Origin of the sequence: Micromonospora sp. RP3T (genome assembly GCF_003027925.1) — a bacterium.
Taxonomy (GTDB): Bacteria; Actinomycetota; Actinomycetes; order Mycobacteriales; family Micromonosporaceae; genus Micromonospora.
Genome location: NZ_PYPS01000012.1, coordinates 108718 through 129606 on the forward strand (window position 1 = coordinate 108718; position 20889 = coordinate 129606).

A 20889-nucleotide genomic window follows, 5' to 3' on the forward strand; every position below is an offset into this window, starting at 1 on the left:
ACGTTGAGCCAGGAGGCACGGGACCTGAGCTGGTTGGTGAACGCGTTCGCCGAGCGGGTTCCGGGTGTGGCGCACGCCGTGGTGGTGTCCTCCGACGGGCTGCTGGTGGCGATCTCCGCGCACCTGCCCCGGGACCACGCGGACAAGCTCGCCGCGGTGACGTCGGGCCTGATGAGCATCACCGCGGGCGCGGCCCAGATGTTCGACGGCGACATCGTCAAGCAGACCGTGGTCGAGATGGGTCGCGGCTACTTCCTGGTGATGCAGATCCGGGACGGTTCGATCCTGGCCACGCTGGCCGGCGGTGACGCCGACATCGGTGTGGTCGGCTACGAGATGGCGCGGCTGGCCAAGCAGGCCGGTGAGATGCTCACCCCCGCGCTGCGGGCCGAGCTGCAACAGGCGCTGCCGCGCTGAGCCGGACCAGGCGCTGCCGCGCTGACCGGGCGCCCGGCCGGCGACGCCGCCGGCCGGGCCACGCCCACCTAGAGTCCGTTGCGGCGGATCACGTCGCGGTACCAGTGGGCGCTGCGCTTGAACACCCGCCGCTGGGTCGGGTAGTCCACGTAGATCAGGCCCCAGCGCTCCTCGTACCCCTCGTTCCACTCGAAGTTGTCCATCAGCGACCAGACGTGGTAGCTCTCCAGCGGCACTCCGTCCCGGATGGCCCGGTGGGCGACGGCGAAGTGGTCGCGCAGGAAGGCGACCCGGCCGGCGTCGTCGATGGTGCCGTCCGGGCCGGGGGCGTCCGGGCAGGGCAGGCCGTTCTCGGTGATGGTGATCGGCACCCGGCCGTAGTCGCGGGTGACCCGGGTCAGCGTGTCGTACAGGCCCTCGGGGTAGATCTGCTGCCAGCCGGCCTCGGAGGTGGGCCACTTCTGGATCGTGTCGCCGCTGCCGGTGACGTAGATCGGGGTGTAGTACTGCACCGCGAGCAGGTCCACCGGGCTGGAGATGATCTTCAGGTCGCCGTCCCGGATGCCCCGGGCCATCCGGCTGCCCGGCCCGAGGTCGGCCAGCACGTCCCGCGGGTACTCGCCCTTGAAGACGGAGTCGAGGTAGAGGCGGTTCTCATAGCCGTCGTAGAGCCGGGTCGCGGCGGCCGCCTCGGCGGTCTCGTCGGCCGGGTAGCAGGGGTGCAGGTTGAGCGCGGGGCCGATGCGTCCGGGCACGCCGGAGGCGCGCAGCGCCTGCACGGCGAGGCCGTGGGCGAGCTGGAGGTGGTGGGCGACCAGGTACGCCGCCGCCGGGTCCCGGTGGCCGGGAGCGTGGTGGCCGGTGAGGTAGCCGTTCTGCACCACGGTCTTCGGCTCGTTGATGGTCAGCCAGACCGGCACCCGCTCGCCGAGCGCGCGGAACACCACGTCGGCGTAGTCGGCGAAGCGCTCGGCGGTGTCGCGGTTCTCCCACCCGCCGTCGTCCTGGAGGGCCTGGGGAAGGTCCCAGTGGAACAGCGTGGCCATCGGCGCGATGCCGCGCTCGTGCAGGCCGTCCACGATCCGGCGGTAGAAGTCGAGGCCACGCTGGTTCGGGCGGCCGGAGCCGTCGGCCTGGATGCGCGGCCAGGAGATGGAGAAGCGGTAGCTGCGCAGCCCCAGGTCGCGCATCAGGTCGAGGTCCTGGGCGTACCGGTGGTAGTGGTCGGCCGCGACGTCGCCGGTGTCGCCGTTGCGGGTGCGTCCCGGGGTGCGGCTGAAGGTGTCCCAGACGGACTCACCCCGCCCGTCCTCCTTGGCGGCCCCCTCGATCTGGTACGCGGAGGTCGCCGCGCCCCAGCCGAAGTTGGGCGGGAAGCGCAGCCCGCGGTCCGGCTCCGAGTCGGTGCGCCGCTCGGGTGGGCTGTCGCAGCCGCCGAGGGCGGTGGTGGCGGCGGCGACCCCGGCCGCGGTGGCACCGGCGAGCCCGGTCCGGACGGCGCCGGCGGCGCTCGCGGACAGGGCGGCGCGGCGGAGCAGGCGCCGTCGGGTGAGTAACGACATGAGGCTTCTCCTCGAAGTGACGGGCCGCCCGGGGCCGGGAGCGCTCCCAGCATAGGCCGGAGGCGGCCGGCCTCGAATCCGGCGGTCGCGGCGCGGGCGGCGGCGCGGCCGGCGGGCGGCCGGAATGGGGTGGGCGGGTGTCGCTCGGGGGCTGGGGGCGAGCGGCGAGAGTGGGGCAGATAGCGAGAAAGGCCGTCCGGGTGGCGTGTCACGCCTGTCCCGTCGGCCTCTTTTGCCGTCGACAACGGGGGTTTAGTGTGGGGACGGGGGAGGGCAACCCCCGTCCCCACCGAGATGCACACACGCACGATTGGGAATTGGCGTCCGTCGTGCGTGTCGCGCGGGAGCCGGGCCACGCGAGTGGCTCTGGTTCCACCTCCCTCCGTCTGGCGGGTGAGGGCCGGCGGCGGCGTCCGGGCTGGTTCGCCGCCGGCCACTGGGCCGGTAGCCGGGCACGGGTGTCCCCGGCGATTTCAGTAACTTACATGTCCGTCGATGGAAGCGCTCCCATCGGCGATGCTGCGACTGTAACGCCCGTCACGGGTTTGTGAAAGCCCCTAAACGAGATCGAAACATGGACGTGGGTATCTGCCCTGGCCGTTGTGGTGGGAGCGCTTCCATGGCAGACTCTCGATACGCGACGCGGAGCCAGCTCGCGCGAGCACGGGCCGCCGAGGGCACCCGGTGAACAACCGGTGCGGCACCCGATCCCCGGCACGACCGGGACGACCACCTTTCCGGACGCCTCCGTCCCCCCGCGTACGCCCGTCGACGCGTGGAGGCGCCCCGCCGGGGCCCCGGCCCCGGCCCGGTCCGAGGAGACACCGCCCACATGAGACTCATGGCCAGACGTCGCCGCACGGCGATGCTCGCCGCCACCGCCCTCGCCATCGGCGGGGTGACCCTGCCCGCGAGCGCCGCGCAGGCCGCCCCCGCCTGCGACGTGACCTACGCGACCAGCGAGTGGAGCACCGGGTTCACCGCCACCGTCACCATCAAGAACCTGGGTGACGCGCTGAACAACTGGTCGCTGAAGTTCGCGTTCCCGAACAGCAGCCAGCGCGTGACCCAGGGCTGGTCGGCCAAGTGGAGCCAGAGCGGCAGCGACGTGACCGCGACCAACGAGTCGTGGAACGGCAGCCTGCCCACCGGCGCGTCCACCAGCATCGGCTTCAACGGCACGTTCAGTGGCAGCAACCCCAAGCCGACCGCGTTCACGCTCAACGGGGTCGCCTGCAACGGCGCCTCCAGCAACCAGCCGCCGTCGGTCTCCCTCGGCGTGCCGGCAGGCCCGTTCACCGCGCCGGCGGACGTTCCGCTGACCGCCACCGCGAGCGACGCCGACGGCACCATCAGCAAGGTCGAGTTCTACCGCAACGGTCTGCTGGTCAACACCGACACCACCGCCCCGTACGGCTACGACCTGCTGAGCCTGCCGGCCGGCAGCTACACCGTGCAGGCCAAGGCGTACGACAACGCCGGCGGCACCGCGATCGCGGAGAAGTCGTTCACGGTCGGCGCGGCCACCGGGCCGAGGCTGGTGGCCACCCCGTCGGCGGTCAGCGTCGACGAGGGCGGCAGCGCCAGCGTCCGGTACACGCTCAGCGCGGCGCCCACCGCCAACGTGCCGGTGACGCTCGCGGTCACCGGGGACAGCGACATCACCGTCTCGCCGGCCTCGCTGACGCTCACCCCGAGCAACTGGAGCACCGGCGTCACCGCCACCGTCTCCGCGGCGGAGGACGCCGACACGGTCAGCGGCACCGCCACCATCGCCGCGTCGGCGACCGGTGTGGCGGGGGTCTCGGTGGTCGCCACCGAGATCGACAACGACTCCCCGGGCGGCGACAACGCCTACATCAAGAAGTTCCTCGACCAGTACGGCAAGATCAAGAACTCGGGCTACTTCAGCCCCGAGGGCGTGCCGTACCACTCGGTCGAGACGCTGATCGTGGAGGCGCCCGACCACGGGCACGAGACCACCTCCGAGGCGTTCAGCTTCTGGATCTGGCTGGAGGCGCAGTACGGCCGCGTCACCCAGAACTGGAGCCCGTTCAACAACTCCTGGACGGTGATGGAGAAGTACATCATCCCGTCGCACGCGGACCAGCCCACGGCCGGCGCGCCGGGCACCCCGCAGTACGCCGCCGAGCACAACCTGCCCAGCCAGTACCCGTCGGCGCTGGAGGCCAGCGTCCCGGTCGGCCAGGACCCGCTGCGCTCGGAGCTGCAGTCCACCTACGGCACCGGCGACATCTACGGCATGCACTGGCTGATGGACGTGGACAACACGTACGGCTTCGGTCGCTGCGGCGACGGCACCACCAAGCCGGCCTACATCAACACGTTCCAGCGGGGCACCCAGGAGTCGGTGTGGGAGACCGTGCCGCAGCCGTCCTGCGACACGTTCAAGCACGGCGGCCAGTACGGCTACCTCGACCTGTTCGTCAAGGAGTCCAACGCCCCGGCCAAGCAGTGGAAGTACACCAACGCGCCGGACGCCGACGCGCGCGCCGTGCAGGCCGCGTACTGGGCCCTGACCTGGGCCAAGGCGCAGGGCAAGGAGGCCGACGTGGCGGCCACCGTGGCCAAGGCCGCCAAGATGGGCGACTACCTGCGCTACGCGTTGTTCGACAAGTACTTCAAGAAGATCGGCAACTGCGTCGGGGCCAGCACCTGCCCGGCCGGCAGCGGCCGTGACTCGGCGCACTACCTGCTCTCCTGGTACTACGCCTGGGGTGGCGCGTACGACACGTCGCAGAACTGGTCGTGGCGGATCGGCTCCAGCCACAGCCACTTCGGCTACCAGAACCCGTTCGCGGCCTGGGCGATGACCAACGTGCCGGAGCTGAAGCCGAAGTCGCCGACCGCGGTCTCCGACTGGCAGAAGAGCATGGACCGGCAGCTGGAGTTCTACACCTGGCTCCAGTCCGCCGAGGGCGGCATCGCCGGTGGCGCCACCAACAGCTGGGACGGCAACTACGGCACCCCGCCGGCCGGCACCGCCACCTTCTACGGCATGTTCTACGACGTCGACCCGGTCTACAACGACCCGCCGTCCAACCAGTGGTTCGGCATGCAGGCCTGGTCGATGCAGCGCATCGCCGAGCTGTACCTGCAGACCGGCAACGCCAAGGCCAAGGCCCTGCTGGACAAGTGGGTGCCGTGGGCGATCGCCAACACCACCACGGGCGCCAACTGGTCCATCCCGTCGGACATGAAGTGGACCGGTCAGCCGGCCAACTGGAACCCGAGCAGCCCGCAGCCGAACACCAACCTGCACGTCGAGGTGACGGTCAAGGGTCAGGACGTCGGCGTCGCCGCCGCCTACGCCCGCACGCTCATCGCGTACGCGGCCAAGTCCGGCAACACCGCGGCGAAGACCACCGCCAAGGGCCTGCTGGACGCGCTCTCGGCGGCCGCCGACAGCAAGGGCGTCTCGATGCCGGAGAAGCGCGGCGACTACAAGCGCTTCGACGACGTCTACAACGCCACCGACGGTCAGGGTCTCTACGTCCCGCCGGGCTGGACCGGGAAGATGCCGAACGGCGACACCATCGCCGCCGGCAAGAGCTTCCTGGACATCCGGTCCTTCTACAAGAAGGACCCGGACTGGCCGAAGGTGCAGGCGTACCTGGACGGTGGCGCCGAGCCGGTCTTCAACTACCACCGGTTCTGGGCGCAGGCGGACGTCGCCATGGCGTACGCCGACTACGGGACCTACTTCCCGCAGGGATGAGATGACGACTCCTCCGCGGGCGGGTGAGGCCCCGCCCACGGAGGAGGTCGACCCGGCCGATGGGGGAACGGAGCGGCCGGGTCGACGGACGGCCTGACGCCCACGGTCAGGCCGGGTGGGCCGGCCGTCCGGCCGACGCAGCGGACGGACCGGCCCACCACTCCGCCCGGGGCGACCCATGGCGCGAAAAGGCACCGAAAAATCAGCGCTCCACGGGATCACATCCGTGGCGCGGACGGAGTAACGTATTTGTCGGAGAGGCCGCTCCCCCCGTGGCGGCCTCTCCACTATTTTTTTGCCCGGCCTCCACCGCGCGCCGCACCGGCCCGACCGCTAAGTTGTCCGGGTGCGGGAGACGGCGAGGGGTTGGACGGCGGTCTGGTTGGTCGTACTGGCCTTGGTCCAGACGGCCGCGTTTCTGGTGGTGTGGCGGTTCGCCGTGCACACCGAGCTGGGGCAGTGGCTCGACACGGTCGCCCTGACCGGCAACCAGATCGGCCAGGACCGGGTCGACGGGCCGGTGGACACCATCCTCAACGCCATGTCGGTGGTGTCGCTGCTGGCCGCGACCGCGGTGATCGGCTTCATCGCGCTGATCCGGGGCCGCAAGGCGCTCGCCGTCACCGCCACGCTGCTGATCGCCGGCGCGAACGTCAGCACCCAGGTGCTCAAGTACGTCCTCACCCGACCCGAGTTCGGTGTCGACCCGGAGCGGGCCGCCGCCGGCAACAGCCTGCCCAGCGGGCACACCACGATCGCGGCCTCGGTGGCGGTCGCGCTGATCCTGGTGCTGCCCCGGCAGTTGCGGGTCGCGGGCGCGTTCCTCGGCGCCGGCTACGCCGCCGCCGCCGGGGTGGCCACGCTCTCCGCCGGCTGGCACCGACCCAGCGACGCGGTCGCCGCGTACCTGCTGGTCGGCGCCTGGGCCGCGGTGGCCGGGCTGGTGCTGCTGGTCTTCCAGCGGGAGCGGGCCGTGGTGGAGCCCGGCGACGCGCACCGGCTGGCCGCCGCCGTGCTCGGTGTCGGCGGCGCGGTGGCGCTGCTGGCCTCCGCGGTGGCGTTGTCCTGGCTGGTGGACCGGTCCACCGTCGCCGTCGAGGAGCTCGGCCGCCGTCCGCTGTTCATCGGGTACGCGGGCAGCGCGGCCGGCATCGCCGGCACGATCGCCGTGGTGGCCGCGCTGGTGCTCGCCCTGGTGCACCGGCTGGTGCCCCGCTGGAAGGGCTGAGGCGGCCCGATGGAGCCGGTACGGGCCGCGTTCCGCGACGAGTGTGAGCGGCTGGAACGGGTCCTGCACGGGCTCGACGAGGCGGCGCTGGACCGGCCCACCCCGTGCCCGCCGTGGCGGGTCCGGGACCTGCTGGCCCACGTGCGCACCGGCGCCGGCCGGCTGGCCGGGATGCTGGCCGAGCCCGCGCCGCCCCGGGCCGAGGTGACCGCCGCCGGGTACTTCGACGCGGCCAAGTTCGCACCCGCGGTCGACCGGGACCGGATCGACGGGGCCCGGGCGGCGGCCGGGGAACTGCCCGGCGCGGCCGACGTGGCACGGGAGTTCGGCCGGGCCTGGCGGACCACTGACGCGGCGGTGGCCGCCGAGCCGCCCCACCGGGTGGTCCGCACCCGGCACGGTGACGCGATGGCGTTGACCGAGTTCCTGCGTACCCGCGTGGTGGAGATCGCGGTGCACGGCCTGGACCTGGCCGACGCGCTGGACCGGCGGCCCTGGACGGCCCCGACCGCGGCGGCCGTGGCGGTCGACGTGCTCACCGCCGGGCGGCCGGTGCCGGACCGGCTCGGCTGGGACGCGTTCACGGTGCTGCGCAAGGCCACCGGCCGGCTGCCGCTGACCGACGCGGAGCGGGCGGCGCTGGCGGCGGCCGGCATCCGTCGACTCGCCTTCGGCGGCTGAGCCGATCGCCGGTGCCGGACGCCGGTCGGCCGGTCCCCGTCGGCGGCCGGGTCGGACGGTCGGGTCGGACGGTCGGCCGGCTGCGGGCGGGTCGGGTCAGCCGGTCGTGGGCGCCGGCCCGGCGGTTCCGTCGGCAACCGACCGGTCGGCCGCGCCGCGCCGCAGGTGCTCCAGCACGATCGGGTCGATCCGCCCCGGCACGAAGCGCTCCTCCAGGTTCTCCAGGCCGGACCAGGCGGCGAGCGCGTCGTCCAGGCCGGCCGGGCCGACCGGGTGCCCGGCGGCGGCGAGCAACTCCGCCACCTCGACGGCGAGTGGCCCGGTGAGGTCGCGCAGACTGGCCGGGTCGGGTCGACCGAAGATCATGGTGTGCAGGCCGAGCAGGCGGCGCAGCTCGGCGACCGGATCCGGGTGGTCGTCCACCCGCAGGTCCACCAGTTCGTCGCCGGTGCCGGCGTACCCGCCGTGGCGCTGCACCACCAGCAACGCGGCGCTCTGCCGGCCGCGCCGGTCGCCGCCGGCCCGGTCGCCGGCGGTCAACGCGGCGAGCAACCGCTGCGGGAACGGCAGATCGACGCCGGTGAGCCAGGCGTCGCGCAGCGCGTCGATCACCTGCGGGCCGCTCAGGATGTTGCCCTGCGCGGCCCAGCCGTCGCCGGCCTGGCCGCCCGCCCAGGGATGACAGCGCGGCCCGGTCCAGGTGGCCCCGGCCCCGGCGGCGCCGACCACGGCGAGCTGCCGGTCGTCCCGCCCCGGGTCGGCGGCGACCAGCCCGGCCACCGTGTCGGCGGCGGTGACACCGGTGCGCAGCAGCGCGAGCGCCTGCGCCCGGTAGGCGAGGTTGGCGTGCGCCTGGGTGGCGACCGCCCCGACCCGTGCCTCGGCGGCCGGCACCAGCGCCCCGGCGGCGAGGAACCGGCTGGCCACGGCCACGCCGTGCAGGTGCCCGTCGGCGGAGCGGGCGACGAGCGAGAACGTCACGCGCGGATCGTAGCCCGGCGGCGGGCGCGACGTCGGCACACCGGTGGGAGGCGGCGGACGCGGCCGGCCCGGCGGTGCGGCGGTCGGACAGCGCGGCGGGCGCGGTCAGAACCCGCGGTGCGGGCGCGGTCAGAACGGGTGCGGGCGGGGTCAGAACGGCGGTGCGGGCCGGTCAGAACGGCGGTGCGGGCGCCTCCGGCGGGCGGCCCCAGGCGCGCCGGACGTCGGCCACCGCCACCGCCGCCAGCACCACGACCGCGTACCCGGCCGCCACCAGCAGCGAGACGCGCACCAGCAACGGGACGGGCAGCAGCAGCGCGACGATCGCCACCAGCCGGGACGGGGAGACCCGGCCGAACACCTCGTACTCGAAGCGGGCCCGGCCGGCCAGGAAGAGTGCCGGCCCGCCCAGCACCACGGCGAGCCACGCCAGCTCGTTGTGCCCGGCGGGGTGCTCGATGGCCAGCTCGTAGCCGATCGCGGTGGCCACCACGCCGACCACCATGACCAGGTGGGTGTCGGCGGCGGAGCGGCCGATGGTGGCCGGGTGCTCGGCCCCGGTCACCGCCTCGCCGAGGATCTGCCCGGCCCGCTGCACGTAGATCCGCCACAGCAGCACTGACGTCGCCAGGGCGGCGGAGAACGCGACGATGCTCTGCCAGCCGCCCGGCGAGCGGGTGAACGTCAGGCCGGCGACCAGGATCGTCTCGCCGATCGCCACGAGATAGATCTGCTGGTACCGCTCGGCCAGGTGCCGGCCGTGGATGTCCCAGCGCGAGATGGTCGAGCGGCCCAGCCCCGGCACCGGCCAGCCGAACCGGTTGCCGAGATACTCCACCACCAGCGCGGCGCTCCAGAGCACCACCCGGGGGTTGGTGGGCAGCACCGCGCCGGCGAGCCAGAGCACCCCGGACACGACGTACGTGATCAGCATCCGCAGCTTCAGCCGGCGGTACTGGATCCGGCGCAGCACCAGCAGGAGGATCGCCGAACGGCCGACGTTCGCCACCACGTAGGCGACGGCGAACGCCAGGCCGCCCCCGGTGAACGCGCGGGGGATCGCCACCCCCATCACCATCGCCGACACCAGGGCGGTGATCACGATGACCTGCAACCACAGGTGGTACGGGTCGTAGCGGCTGGTGGTCCACGCGGTGCCCTGCCAGAGCATCCAGAGCGCGATCAGCAGCAGCAACGTCTTTCCGCCACCTGTCACCGCCGACCAGGTGGTCTCGCCGCCCTCCAGGGCCAGGTCCTCGAAGGCGCGCGCAGAGATCCGGGTCAGCGCGAACACGTAGACCAGGTCGAAGAACAGCTCCAGGAACGTGGCCCGGTCGCCGTCGCCGTCGTCCGAGCGCAGCGTGGCGGGCTCGTCGACCCTCACCGCCGGGCCCCGCCCTCGATCGCGTCCACCCGGCAGTCGTAACACCCCCACCGGCCGCGGCGGCGCGGATCGGTCGGATCGCCCCCGATCTTGCTCCGGCGGTGCCGGGCGGGCACGATCGACGGGTGACGAACCGATGGGGCATGACCGTGCCGCTGGGCGGCGTGCCGCTCGCCGACCACGCCGAGGTCTACGCGACGCTGGACCGGGCCGGGTTCACCGACGTCTGGTCGTCGGAGGTGGCCGGGACGGACGCGTTCACCCCGCTCGCGCTCGCCGCCGCCTGGGCGCCCCGGCTGCGCCTCGGCACCGCGATCACCCCGGCCTTCACCCGGGGGCCGGCGCTGCTGGCGATGAGCGCCGCAGCGCTGGCCGAGGCCGCGCCGGGCCGCTTCGCGCTGGGCGTCGGCGCGTCCTCGCCGGTGCTGGTGCGGGACTGGAACGCGATGCCGTTCGACGAGCCGTACCGGCGGACCCGGGACGTGTTGCGCTTCCTGCGGGCGGCGCTGCGCGGCGAGACCGTCGACGGCGCGTACGACACGTTCACGGTCCGACGGTTCGCCCTGGAACGCCCGCCGGCCGTGCCACCGCCGGTGCTGCTGGCCGCGCTGCGCCCCGGCATGCTGCGGCTCGCCGCCGCCGAGGCCGACGGGGTGATCCTGAACTGGCTCGCCGCCGACGACGTGCCGACCGCGCTCGCCGAGCTGGGGGAGCGCCGCCCCGGCTTCGAGGTCGCCGCCCGGATCTTCGTCTGCCCGACCGAGGACGCCGCGTACGCCCGCGCGCTGGGCCGCCGCCTGATCACCGGCTATCTCACCGTGCCCGCGTACGCCGCCTTCCACCGCTGGCTGGGTCGGCAGGAGACGCTCGGCGAGATGTGGCGGGCCTGGGCGGCGGGGGACCGGCGTGGGGCCGCCGCCGCGGTGCCCGACGACGTGGTCGACGCGCTGGTCCTGCACGGCTCGCCCGAGCGGTGCGTGGCCGCCGCCCGCCGGTACGCCGCGCGCGGCGTCGACGTGCCGGTGCTGGCGGTGCTGCCCACCCCGGAGACGACCGAGGGCGGCGCGACGGCCTGGGCCGACCTGCTGCCCCGGCTCGGGGCCGGCGCCGAGGACGGGAGCTGAGATGAACCTGACCGACCGGGTGGTGGTGATCACCGGCGGGGCCGGTGGCATCGGCGCGGCGCTGGGCCGCCGCTTCGCCGCCGAGGGCGCCGCCGCCGTGGTGCTCGCCGACCTGGCCGCCGACGCGGCCCGCGCGGCGGCCGACGCGATCGGCCCGGTGGCCGCCGGCGTCGGGCTGGACGTCACCGACGAGGCGGCGGTCCGCGCGCTCGTCGACGAGACGGAACGCCGCCACGGCCGGATCGACCTGTTCTGCGCCAACGCGGGCGTCGCCACCGGCGGCGGCCTCGACGCGTCCGACGCCGACTGGGACCGGGCCTGGCGGGTCAACGTGCTCGGCCACCTGCACAGCGCCCGGGCGGTGCTGCCGGGGATGCTGCGCCGGGGCCAGGGCCACCTGCTGCTCACCTGCTCGGCCGCCGGCCTGCTGACCGCCGTCGGGGACGCGCCCTACACCGCGACCAAGCACGCGGCGGTCGGCCTCGCCGACTGGCTGGCCATCACCTACCGGGACGCCGGTATCCGGGTCAGCGCGCTCTGCCCGCAGGGCGTGGACACCCCGATGCTCGCCGACGGGCTCGCCGAGGGCCACCTCGGCGCCCGGGTGATCGCCGCGTCCGGCGCGATCCTCACCCCCGACCAGGTCGCCGACGCGGTCATCGCCGGGCTGGCCGAGGAACGGTTCCTCATCCTGCCCCACCCGGAGGTCGCCGACTACGCCCGCCGCCGCGCCGAGGACCCGGACGGCTGGCAGGCCGGCCTGCGCAAACTCGTCCGCAAGCTGCGCGCCGCCGACTCCTGACCGGCCCGCGCCGGCCCGAGGACGTCAGCGCCGCCAGCGCAGCGGACCCGGGTGGACCCGCCACCACAGCCGCCGCCAACCTGGCCGGGCGTCGCGCAGCGCCTCCCCGTACGCGGTGACGAGCGTCGCCGCCCGGTCCGCCTGCTGCCCGGTGGTGCTGCCCGGGGCGAAGGCCACCTGGTTGACCAACCCGGCCAGCTCGCCGACGTCGCCACCGGAAGCCCCGTCGCCGACGGGCGACACACCGGTCGCCGCGCGGGCCTCGACCAGCGCCCTCCGGGCCCGCTCGGCGACCTCCGCCGCCGTCAGGTCCGACCCGGCCGGGCGGCCGGCCAGCCGCAGCGCGTCGGTCAACTCCCGCCACGCGCCGGCGACCCGCTCGCCGGGAGCACCCCGGTCCAGCCGGGACCGGCTCAACCGGCGGCGCATCGCCGCCAGGGCCGCCAACACTCCGCCGACCACCAGCAGCAGGCCGCCGACGCCGCCGCCCACCAGCACCGGCGTACCCGGGCCGCCGCGGGCCCGGTCCGGCGCGGACGCCGCGGCCGGGGGAGAGGCCGAGGGCGGCTCGGTCGGTGCCGGCACCTCCGACGGCGGCGGCTCCTCCGGCTGCGGCCGGAAGTCCTCCTCCACCGGGCGGGGCGCGGAGTCCGGGCGCGGCATCGGATCGAACGACACCCAGCCGACGCCGTCGAACAGCACCTCCGGCCAGGCGTACGCGTCGGCGGCCCGCACCGGCCCGTCCGCGTTCGGCGCGAACCCCACCACCACCCGGGTGGGCAGCCCGGCGAGCCGGCCGAGCACCGCGAACGCGGCGGCGAACTGCTCCGAGGTGCCCCGCTGCCCGCCGCCGTTACGCGGTCCGAACAGGAAGAACGTCAGATTCGGGTACGCGTGCCCGCTGGGTGCGTCCGCGGTCAACCGGTAGTGCTCGGCGAGGAACGTGGCGATCGCGTCGGCCCGCGCGTACGGGGCGCCGTTGGCCTCGGCGAGCTGGGCGGCCAGCCGGCGCAACTGCTCCGGCGCCCCGTCCGGCACCCGCAGCACCCGCGCCACCGCGTCACCGGCCGGCACGTTCGCGGTGCTCACCAGATTCACGTCCGGGCGCTCCCGTACCGAGGACACCTCGTACCGCAGCCCCGGCACGAGCCCCTCCGGGCGGATCAGCGTCCCGCTCGCCGGGTCGTACGCCACCCGCGCGCCGCCCACCTCGCGCGGCGTCGGCACCGCCGGCAGCAGCCGCCCGGTCAGGTCGCCCACCGTGATCTCCTGACGCACCGCCTCGGTGGTGGCGCCCGGCGCGGGCTCGACCGCCGGCAGGATCCGCCCCGCGTTGCGGTACGTGGCCCCGACCCGCCAGGTCACCCCGTCGTAGTCGCTGAGCACCGCCAACCGGATCCGGGGCGGCCCGCCCTCGGCCGGCCCGGCGAGCGTGCGCACGTCGAGTAGCCGCTGGTCCGGGTTCAACGCCCAACCCGAGATCCGGATCAGCGGGTTCTCGTCCAGCGACTCCACCTGCGGTGGCTCCACGTAGCGGCGCGGGTCGACCGGACGCGCGTCGACCTGACCGGCGACCACCGGCGCGAGCAGCGCGGCCAGCGCCACCACCAGGGCCAGGCCGGCCGCGCTCGCCGCGGCCAGCCGCAGCCGCACCGCCGCGCGTACCGCCGGGGTGAGCCCGGCGACCGGGTCGGCGTCCGCCGCCGGGTCGGGCCGGCGTCCCGGCGCGGCCAGGCCGACCGCCGCGACGGCCGCGAACAGCACCGTCGGGCCGACCGCCGGCGCCGCGTTCGGCCCGACCACGTAGAGCGCGCCGGCGTAGAGCAGCGCCGGCGGCAGGTACCCGGCCAGCACCCGGCCGGCCCGCAGGGCCACCTCGGCGGCGGTCAGCCCGGCCAGCCAGGCGGCCACCACCGGGACCAGCACGGTGTCCGGCGTCGGCTGCACCGGGATCATCGCGGTCAGCAGCCGGGGGATCGCGTTGCGGGCGGCGTCGGCGGCCACCTCGCCCAGCCCGCCGGGCAGCGCCGCGTGGCTCGCCGCCAGCCGCAACGACAGCAGCGTCCAGCCGGCCAGCGCGGCCACCGACAGCGGCGCCACCAGCCACGACGCCAGCCGCCGGGCGGCCACGCTGACCAGCACCGAACCGACCGCCGCGCCGACCATCAGTCGGGTCAGCAGCGGATCGGCGTACACCCGGCCCAACACCACGCCGGACAGCGACACCAGCACCACAAGCGTCACCGGCACCGGCGCCGCCCGCAGCGCCCGGACCGCCCACTCCCGGGCCGGCGTCCCGGTCACCACCGGCGGATCCCGTCCCACCCGGCGGCGAACGCCGCGCCGTCGGCCGCGTCCAGCACCACCAGGCCCGCCGCGCCGGCCGCCGTCGGTGCCGCCGCGCCGAACATCCCCACCACCACCGACGGGTACGCGCCGCGCAGCGCGCCCACGTGCCCCAGCTCGTCGGCGGCCCCCGGCCCGGTGAGGAAGACCAGCGTGTCGCCGAGCCGGTCCTGGCGCAGCCGGCCCGTCGCCGCCGACAGCACCTCCGACCCGCCACCGGCCAGCTCGGTCGCGGCGAGGCGGTCCAGCGGCCCGGCCACCCCGGCGGGCTCGGCGTCGGCCGGCGCGACCAGCAGCAGGTGCACCGGGAGGGACTCCCGCACCGCCGCGGCCACCACCGACGCCGCCGCCTCGCACGCCGACTCGAACGACTCCGCCACCCCGGCCACCCGGCCCGGATGCGCGGCCACCCGGTTGTCCAGCACCACCACGAGGCACGGCAGGCTGGTGTCCACGTTCTCGCGCACCATCAGCTCACCCACCCGGGCGCTGGTCCGCCAGTGCACCCGGCGCAGTTCGTCACCGACCACGTACTCCCGCAGCGAGTCGAACGTGATCGACCCGTGCGGCACGCTGTCGGTGCGCCCGTCCAGGCTGCGCCCGGCGCCGGTGGGCACCGCGGACATCGGGTGGATACGCGGGTGCACCCACACTCCGACCGTGCCGCCGTAGCCACGGGCCAGCGCCACCAGCCCGAGCGGGTCCCGGCGCACCACCCGCAGCGGACCGACCGGCACCACCCCCCGGCGGTGCGTCGGCACCGGGTAGCGCACGACCGTGTCCCGCCCCGGGCGCAACCGCAGCAGCGGCACCGGCACCAGTGCGCCGGCGCAGCGGTCCTCGGCGACCAGGTTCGCCGCCCGCAGCCGGCCGGTGTTGCGCACCGTCAGCTCCATCGCCGCCGGCTCGCCCCGGGCCACCCGGTCCGGGTCGGCCCGCCGCGCCACCGTCAACCGGGGCCGCCAGGCGGCGGTCACCGCGGCGTAGCCGACCGCGACGCCGGCCGCCGCGCCGAGCACGGTCAGCTCCGGGTACGCGTACCGGAAACCGATGCCGAGCAGCACCAGGGCGGCGACGAGCAACCCGATCCCCCGGGCGGTGATCCCCACGCTCAGCCGTGCACCGGGGCGGGCTGGCCCGACGGCAGCGGCACCGGCACCGAGGCGACCGCCTGGCGCAGCACCTCGGCCGGCGTGACGCCCCGCACCTGCGCGTCCGGGGTGAGCAGCAACCGGTGCGCGAAGACCGGCTCGACAAGCGCCTTCAGGTCCTCCGGCATGATCCAGCCCCGACCGTCGATCAGCGCGTACGCGCACGCCGCCCGCGTCAACGCGATCACCCCGCGCGGACTCACCCCGACCCGCACCTGCGGATGGGTACGGGTCGCCGCGGCCAGCCGCACCGCGTACGCGTACAACGGCTCGGCGATGTGCACCCGCCGGGCCATCTGCACCATCTCGCCCACCGTGGCGGTGTCGGTGACCGCGCTCAGCGAGTCGGGGGAGCGGACCGTGGCGCCGCGCAGCACCTCCACCTCGACCGCCTCGTCGGGATAGCCGACGGAGAGCTTCACCAGGAACCGGTCGAGCTGCGCCTCCGGCAGCCGGTAGGTGCCGTCCATCTCGACCGGGTTCTGCGTGGCCACCACCAGGAACGGCTGCGGCACCGGGTGGCGTACGCCGTCCACCGTGACGGTGCGTTCCTCCATCACCTCCAGCAGCGCCGACTGGGTCTTCGGCGACGCCCGGTTGATCTCGTCGGCGATCACGATGTTCGCGAACACCGGCCCCGGGTGGAACTCGAAGCCGCGACTGGCCTGGTTGAAGATGGTCACCCCGGACACGTCCGAGGGGAGCAGGTCCGGGGTGAACTGGATCCGCCGCCACTCGCCCTGCACGGTGGCCGCGACCGCCCGGGCGAGCGTGGTCTTGCCGACCCCGGGCACGTCCTCCAGCAGCACGTGCCCCTGCGCGAACAGCGCGGTCAGCGCCAGCCGGACCACCTGCGGCTTGCCCAGCACGACCGCGTTGACGTTGTCGGCCAGCCGGGCGGCCAGGGCGGCGAAGCCCTGCACCTCCGGCTGACTGAGCGGTTCGTGCGTGTTCACGGGGCGCCTTTCGCGAAAGAGATCGTGGTCAGCAGGCGGGCAGCAGGTTGAGGTTGTCGCCGCCCTCCAGGTTGAGCCAGGCCCACGGGATGTAGGTCCTGCCCTTGTAGTCGACCTGGATCCACCAGGTGCTCTGCTTGTTCTTGTTGTAGATCCAGGCGTCCACGTTCTCGCCCTTCGCCTTGCAGTAGGTCCGCAGCCGGTGGCCGTCCGGCACCCAGCCCGCCTGGCGGTCGTCGTCCTGCCGGGTGACCTCGAAGATCTCGTTGCCGTTGCGGCCCGAGACGTCCTTGTCGCAGTACGTCCGCTGGTCGCCGTCCGGCCCGTTCTTGCAGGTGGCGACTCCGTAGAGCGGGTCGGTGGTCTGGGCGCGGGTGGCCGTGCCCTTGCCGGCCGCGTTGCTCGCGGTCAGCGCCACCGAGTACGCCGTGCCCGGCGTCAACCCGGTCACCCGCAGGCTCGCACAGCTCCCGGTGGCCGTCTTCCCGCCGGTCGCGGCCGTGCAGGTGGCCTTTCCGCCGCCGGCGTCCACGGTGAACGTCACCGTCACCGACGTGGCGTCCGCCGACGAGCCGGTCACCGTGATCCGGGGCGCGGCCACGGTGCGCGCCGTGGTGGCGGCCTCCGCGCCGGGGCCGGCCTCGTTGACGGCCTTCACCTTGACCGTGACGTTCTGACCGTTGCCGAGCCCGCCCACGGTGGCCCGCACATCGGTCACCTCCACCGTCTTCCCGCCGGCCGCCACCACGTACTTCGTCACCGGGCGGCCGTTCTCCACCGCCGGCGACCACTGCACCGCCACCGTGCCGGGCTGGTCGGCCACCGTGGACGCGCGCAGCTCGGTCGGCGCCTTCGGGGCGGTGAACGGCACCACCGTGTTGCTCACCGGCGACGCCTTCGACCCGGCGCCCTTGTCGCTGACCGCGGTCACCGTGAACGCGTACTGGGTGCCGTACTCCAACTGGCCGGCCGGCAGCACCAGTTCCGGCTTCGGCGACTCACCGGCCGGGGCGCTCGCGCCGGCCGAGGTCGCGGTCACCGCGTACCGGGCGACCTTGTTGCCCTGGCCGTTGGCCTCGGGCCAGCTCACCCGGACCGTGCCGTCCGGGCGCGCCTCGGCGGTCACCGCGGTCGGCGGGTCCGGCACCTCGGCGGTCGGCACGACCGGATTGCTGCGGCGCGCCGGACCGTCGCCCTTGGCGTTCACCGCGTGCACCGAGAACGTGTACGTCTCGCCGTTGGTCAGGCCGGTGATCTCCAACGCGCGCTGGTTCGCGCCCACCTCGTGGGTCTGGCCGGCGCCCTCCACCACGTACCTGGTGATCTCGGCGCCGTTGGACGCGGCGGCCTGCCAGCTCACCCGCGCCGACGCGTCGCCGGCGGCGGCGGTGACCGCCTTCGGCGCGCCCGGCCGGCTCACCTTCGGCTTCTTCGGCGGGGGCGGCGGCGGGGGCGCCGGCGGCGGGTCGCCGCCGAGCACGTCGTTGGCGTACTTGTCCACCTCGCGCACCCGGTTGTGGTCGTCGACCACCTGCGCGGTCGACGAGTCCGGCGGGTTGATGAACAGGTGGTTCTCGCGGACCTCCAGCTCCACCGGGCCCGGTCGGCCGGCGCCCTTGATCGTCTCCACCAGCTGCCCGCCGGCGTCGAACGAGTAGACCGTGCCGGTGCCCTCGTCGGCGACGTAGAAACGACCCGCCCAGGCGACCGCCGGGCTGAGCCGGGCGCCCTCGCCGGGCACCGTGAACCGCTTCACCTCGGCCCCGTCGCGCACCACGTGCACCGACCGGTCACCGGGGACCGTGACCGGCACCTGCGGCCCGCTGGTCCGCGTCGGCAGGCTGCCCGGCGCGGTCATGGTCAGGCCGGCCCGCCGCGTCCGGCCGCCGCTGACCGTCACCAGCGACGCGGAGGTGCGGTCCAGCACCGCCACCCCCTCGTCCAGCGTGGACACCACCAGCTCGTGCGCCGGCTCCGCCACCTCGTACGTCTCGACCCGCTTCGGGCTGAGCCCGCCGGCCGGCGCGTCACCCGGCGTGGCCGGCAGGTCGGCGGCGGTGACCGCCGAGACGGTGCCCTCGCTCGGCACCGCGATCCACAGCTTGCCCGCGCCGTCGAACGTCCCGCCGGTGATGCCCGGCGGGTAGCGGACCGGCTCGCCCACCGGTGTCAACGCCCGCGGGTCGAGCTGCCGGACGATGCCCTGCACCGCGTCCACCACGAACGCCTCGTCGTCGTGCAGCGCGACGCTCACCCCGAGCCCCGGCGCGGTCGGCGTGGTGGCGGTGATCTGCAACGTGGCCAGATCCAGCGAGCTGACCTGGCCGGTGTTCAGGTCCCGCAGGATCAGCAGCCGGTCGGTCTGGGCGACCTGCGTCTGGTGCCGCCGCCCGCCGGGCACCTCCATCCGGGTGTCCACCCGGGCGGTGATGCCGTTCACCCGGGCCAACTCGCTGCGCGTGGTGCTCCACAGCCAGGACGACGAGTCGAAGTTGGCCACCGCGTTGTCGGCCGCGCCCAGCCCGAGCACCGTCAACCCCATCGCCGCCAGCAGCGCGGCCACGGTGCCGATGGTCACCAGCCCGCCGCGCATCCGCTTCCGGGGGCGGGCCGTCTCCGGCCCGGCGGTGCTCGTGACGTCCTCGATGGTGGTCACAGCCGGCTGCCTTCCCGTCGGTGGAGGAGGGTGCCGCGCCCGGTCGACCCTCCCCAGAGCCGGAGCCATCATAGGGGCCGGCCGGGGCAGGTGAAACCCGCACCGTCCTCCTGTGGACACCGAGCGTGTCCTCGATGGCGGGTCAGTTCGGCGTGGCGCCGCCGCCCTCCCGGTCCGTGCACACCTGGCCCGACGTGGCGTACGAGTCGGTCGAGTAGACCGCCAGCACCGTGAAGCAGTAGTCCAGCCGGGCGCTCAGCCCGTTCACGGTGTACCGGGTCTGCCCGGCGTCCACGGTGGCCATCACGCCGAGCTTCTGCCCGGCCCGGCCGCCGGCCACCACGAACGGCACCCCGCCGTCCGTCGGGTCGGTCCAGGTCACCGTGATCGTGGTGGTGTCGTCCCGCAGCCGCAGATCAGTCGGGGGCGGGCCGGTCACCTTCGGCTTGACCGCGCCGGGCGCGGGAGCGGGCGGTGTCGCGTCCCGGTTCAGCCACACCGCGCCCCCGGCGACCACCGCCACCAGCGCGAGGACCGCGCCACCGACCACCAGGACCGGCACCGTCCGGTTCCGGCCGCGCGACTCGGGCTCCACCGCCACCGGGTACGCGGCCGGCTGGTGGAACGCCGACGGCACCCCCGGCCAGGAACCCTGCTCCGGGTACGCCGCCGGGTCCGGCCGGTCCGCCTCCGGGAAGTCCGGCAACCCGTCGTGGACCGGCAGCGGCCACCCCCGGTCCGGCGCACCGCCGTCGACGTCCCGGTCGTGCCGGTCCGTACTCCGGTGCTCCGCGACGGCACCACGCCGCTCCTCGGTGACGTTCGGTCCCGCCTCGGGGGCGTCGACGGTGTCCGGCGTCGGTTCGGGGCCGGGCCCGGCAACCGGCTGGGACGGTGCCACGCTGCTCCAGGGCGGCGCGGTCATCCCCCACTGCGGCGCCGGCGTGCCGCTGACGGGAGCGGCGCTGCCGGGCGTGCCGCTCACGGGTGCGCCGCTGACCGGATGTTCCGGCGGCTCGCTCGCCGGGTGGCCGGGCGGTCCGCTCACGGGTCGGGTCGGTGACCCGCCGCCGGTGTGGACGAACGCCTCACTTCCCGGCGGGACCGGCGGGTACCCGGGCGCCACCGGTCCGGCGGCCGGACGTACCGGCGCGGGCGGACCGCTCACCGGGAGTGCACGGGGCGCGGGTGGGCTCGCGGGTGGGCCGCTCACCGGGGCTGTCTCCGGCCGATGTGCGCCCGGCGAGCCCGCAACCGACGGCGGTCCGTCCGACGACGGTCCGTCCGGCAGGTGTCCGCCCGGCGCCCCGCTCGTCGGTCGCGGGCTCGCGGGGAAGTGGGTGCTCGCCGGCGCCCCGCCGACGGCACGCGGGGCGGCCGGCTGCCCACTCGTCGGGACGGCGTCGGCCGAGGGCATGGCGGCGTCCTGTCGCTCCGCCTCCTCGCGCAGCAACGGACCGATCTGCCGCACCTGAACGGTCGGCTTGTCCCAGCCCGGGCCGGGCGTCACCGGCCCCGATCCGGGTCCGTCCGCCGTCGCCCCGGCCGGCTCGTCGGTCCGGTGTGCCGGCGCGGCGGTCGACGACGGCGTAGCGGCCGTTCCCGCTGATGTGGTGTCGAGGGCCGGCGACCCGGACCTGGGCTCCGTCACCCGTGGCGTCGGCGGTACGGGTGTGCCGGCCTCGCGTTCCTCCCCGGTGACGGGTGCCAGGGTGGACGGAGACGTCGGTGTCGCGGCGACCTCCGTGCCGGGCGTCGGCGGCGCGACGGCGGCATCCGGAAGGGCCCCGGTGCTCGCCCAGGGGGAGCGCGGCGACGGCCGGCTAGGCGGGGGGATGACCGGCGGCGGTGGTAGCGCGGCG

The 20889-nt window shown here is 75.0% G+C and carries 14 protein-coding genes; 6 read left to right on the forward strand and 8 right to left on the reverse strand.

Going from position 1 to position 20889, the window contains the following annotated elements:
- Nucleotides 1-3 precede the first annotated feature (3 nt).
- On the forward strand, nucleotides 4-417 hold the full coding sequence (locus tag C8054_RS12355; protein ID WP_199199713.1) for a roadblock/LC7 domain-containing protein: 414 nt from the start codon (nucleotides 4-6) through the stop codon (nucleotides 415-417).
- Nucleotides 418-485: 68 nt separating this feature from the next.
- On the opposite strand, the gene C8054_RS12360 is transcribed toward C8054_RS12355, so the two are convergent.
- Nucleotides 486-1979 carry a GH1 family beta-glucosidase gene (locus C8054_RS12360; RefSeq protein ID WP_107156922.1) on the reverse strand — a complete coding sequence of 498 codons (1494 nt, stop codon included), beginning with the start codon at nucleotides 1977-1979 and terminating at the stop codon, nucleotides 486-488.
- An 841-nt stretch (nucleotides 1980-2820) separates the two neighbouring features.
- On the opposite strand from C8054_RS12360, the gene C8054_RS12365 reads away from it, so the two are divergent.
- From C8054_RS12365 to C8054_RS12375, 3 genes are all read left to right on the forward strand, one after another.
- The gene (locus tag C8054_RS12365) at nucleotides 2821-5718 is read left to right on the forward strand and encodes a glycoside hydrolase family 48 protein (protein ID WP_199199724.1); all 2898 of its coding nucleotides are present in this window, start codon (nucleotides 2821-2823) and stop codon (nucleotides 5716-5718) included.
- 346 nt (nucleotides 5719-6064) lie between these two features.
- On the forward strand, nucleotides 6065-6946 hold the full coding sequence (locus tag C8054_RS12370) for a phosphatase PAP2 family protein (RefSeq protein WP_107156924.1): 882 nt from the start codon (nucleotides 6065-6067) through the stop codon (nucleotides 6944-6946).
- 9 nt (nucleotides 6947-6955) lie between these two features.
- The gene (locus tag C8054_RS12375) at nucleotides 6956-7627 is read left to right on the forward strand and encodes a maleylpyruvate isomerase N-terminal domain-containing protein (protein ID WP_107156925.1); all 672 of its coding nucleotides are present in this window, start codon (nucleotides 6956-6958) and stop codon (nucleotides 7625-7627) included.
- 96 nt (nucleotides 7628-7723) lie between these two features.
- On the opposite strand, the gene C8054_RS12380 is transcribed toward C8054_RS12375, so the two are convergent.
- The gene (locus C8054_RS12380; protein WP_107156926.1) at nucleotides 7724-8608 is read right to left on the reverse strand and encodes a DUF1028 domain-containing protein; all 885 of its coding nucleotides are present in this window, start codon (nucleotides 8606-8608) and stop codon (nucleotides 7724-7726) included.
- 172 nt (nucleotides 8609-8780) lie between these two features.
- Entirely contained in the window at nucleotides 8781-9992 is a 1212-nt protein-coding gene (locus tag C8054_RS12385) for a low temperature requirement protein A (RefSeq protein ID WP_107156927.1), read from the reverse strand.
- Between the two features lie 143 nt (nucleotides 9993-10135).
- Between C8054_RS12385 and C8054_RS12390 the strand changes: the two genes are divergently transcribed.
- Complete coding sequence (locus C8054_RS12390; protein WP_107156928.1) at nucleotides 10136-11116, forward strand: LLM class F420-dependent oxidoreductase; 981 nt, start codon at nucleotides 10136-10138, stop codon at nucleotides 11114-11116.
- A 1-nt stretch (nucleotide 11117) separates the two neighbouring features.
- On the forward strand, nucleotides 11118-11918 hold the full coding sequence (locus C8054_RS12395; protein ID WP_107156929.1) for an SDR family oxidoreductase: 801 nt from the start codon (nucleotides 11118-11120) through the stop codon (nucleotides 11916-11918).
- A gap of 24 nt (nucleotides 11919-11942) precedes the next feature.
- Here the strand turns inward: C8054_RS12395 and C8054_RS12400 are convergent, their stop codons facing one another.
- From C8054_RS12400 to C8054_RS12420, 5 genes are all read right to left on the reverse strand, one after another.
- Complete coding sequence (locus tag C8054_RS12400) at nucleotides 11943-14225, reverse strand: DUF3488 and transglutaminase-like domain-containing protein (protein WP_233219609.1); 2283 nt, start codon at nucleotides 14223-14225, stop codon at nucleotides 11943-11945.
- Entirely contained in the window at nucleotides 14219-15373 is a 1155-nt protein-coding gene (locus C8054_RS12405) for a DUF58 domain-containing protein (protein ID WP_107156931.1), read from the reverse strand. Before C8054_RS12405 ends, C8054_RS12400 begins: the two co-directional genes overlap by 7 nt.
- A 2-nt stretch (nucleotides 15374-15375) precedes the next feature.
- Complete coding sequence (locus C8054_RS12410) at nucleotides 15376-16371, reverse strand: MoxR family ATPase (protein ID WP_107156932.1); 996 nt, start codon at nucleotides 16369-16371, stop codon at nucleotides 15376-15378.
- Between the two features lie 28 nt (nucleotides 16372-16399).
- Entirely contained in the window at nucleotides 16400-18964 is a 2565-nt protein-coding gene (locus tag C8054_RS12415; protein ID WP_199199726.1) for a fibronectin type III domain-containing protein, read from the reverse strand.
- Nucleotides 18965-19169: 205 nt separating this feature from the next.
- The gene (locus C8054_RS12420) at nucleotides 19170-20075 is read right to left on the reverse strand and encodes a fibronectin type III domain-containing protein (protein ID WP_233219616.1); all 906 of its coding nucleotides are present in this window, start codon (nucleotides 20073-20075) and stop codon (nucleotides 19170-19172) included.
- Nucleotides 20076-20889 lie beyond the last annotated feature (814 nt).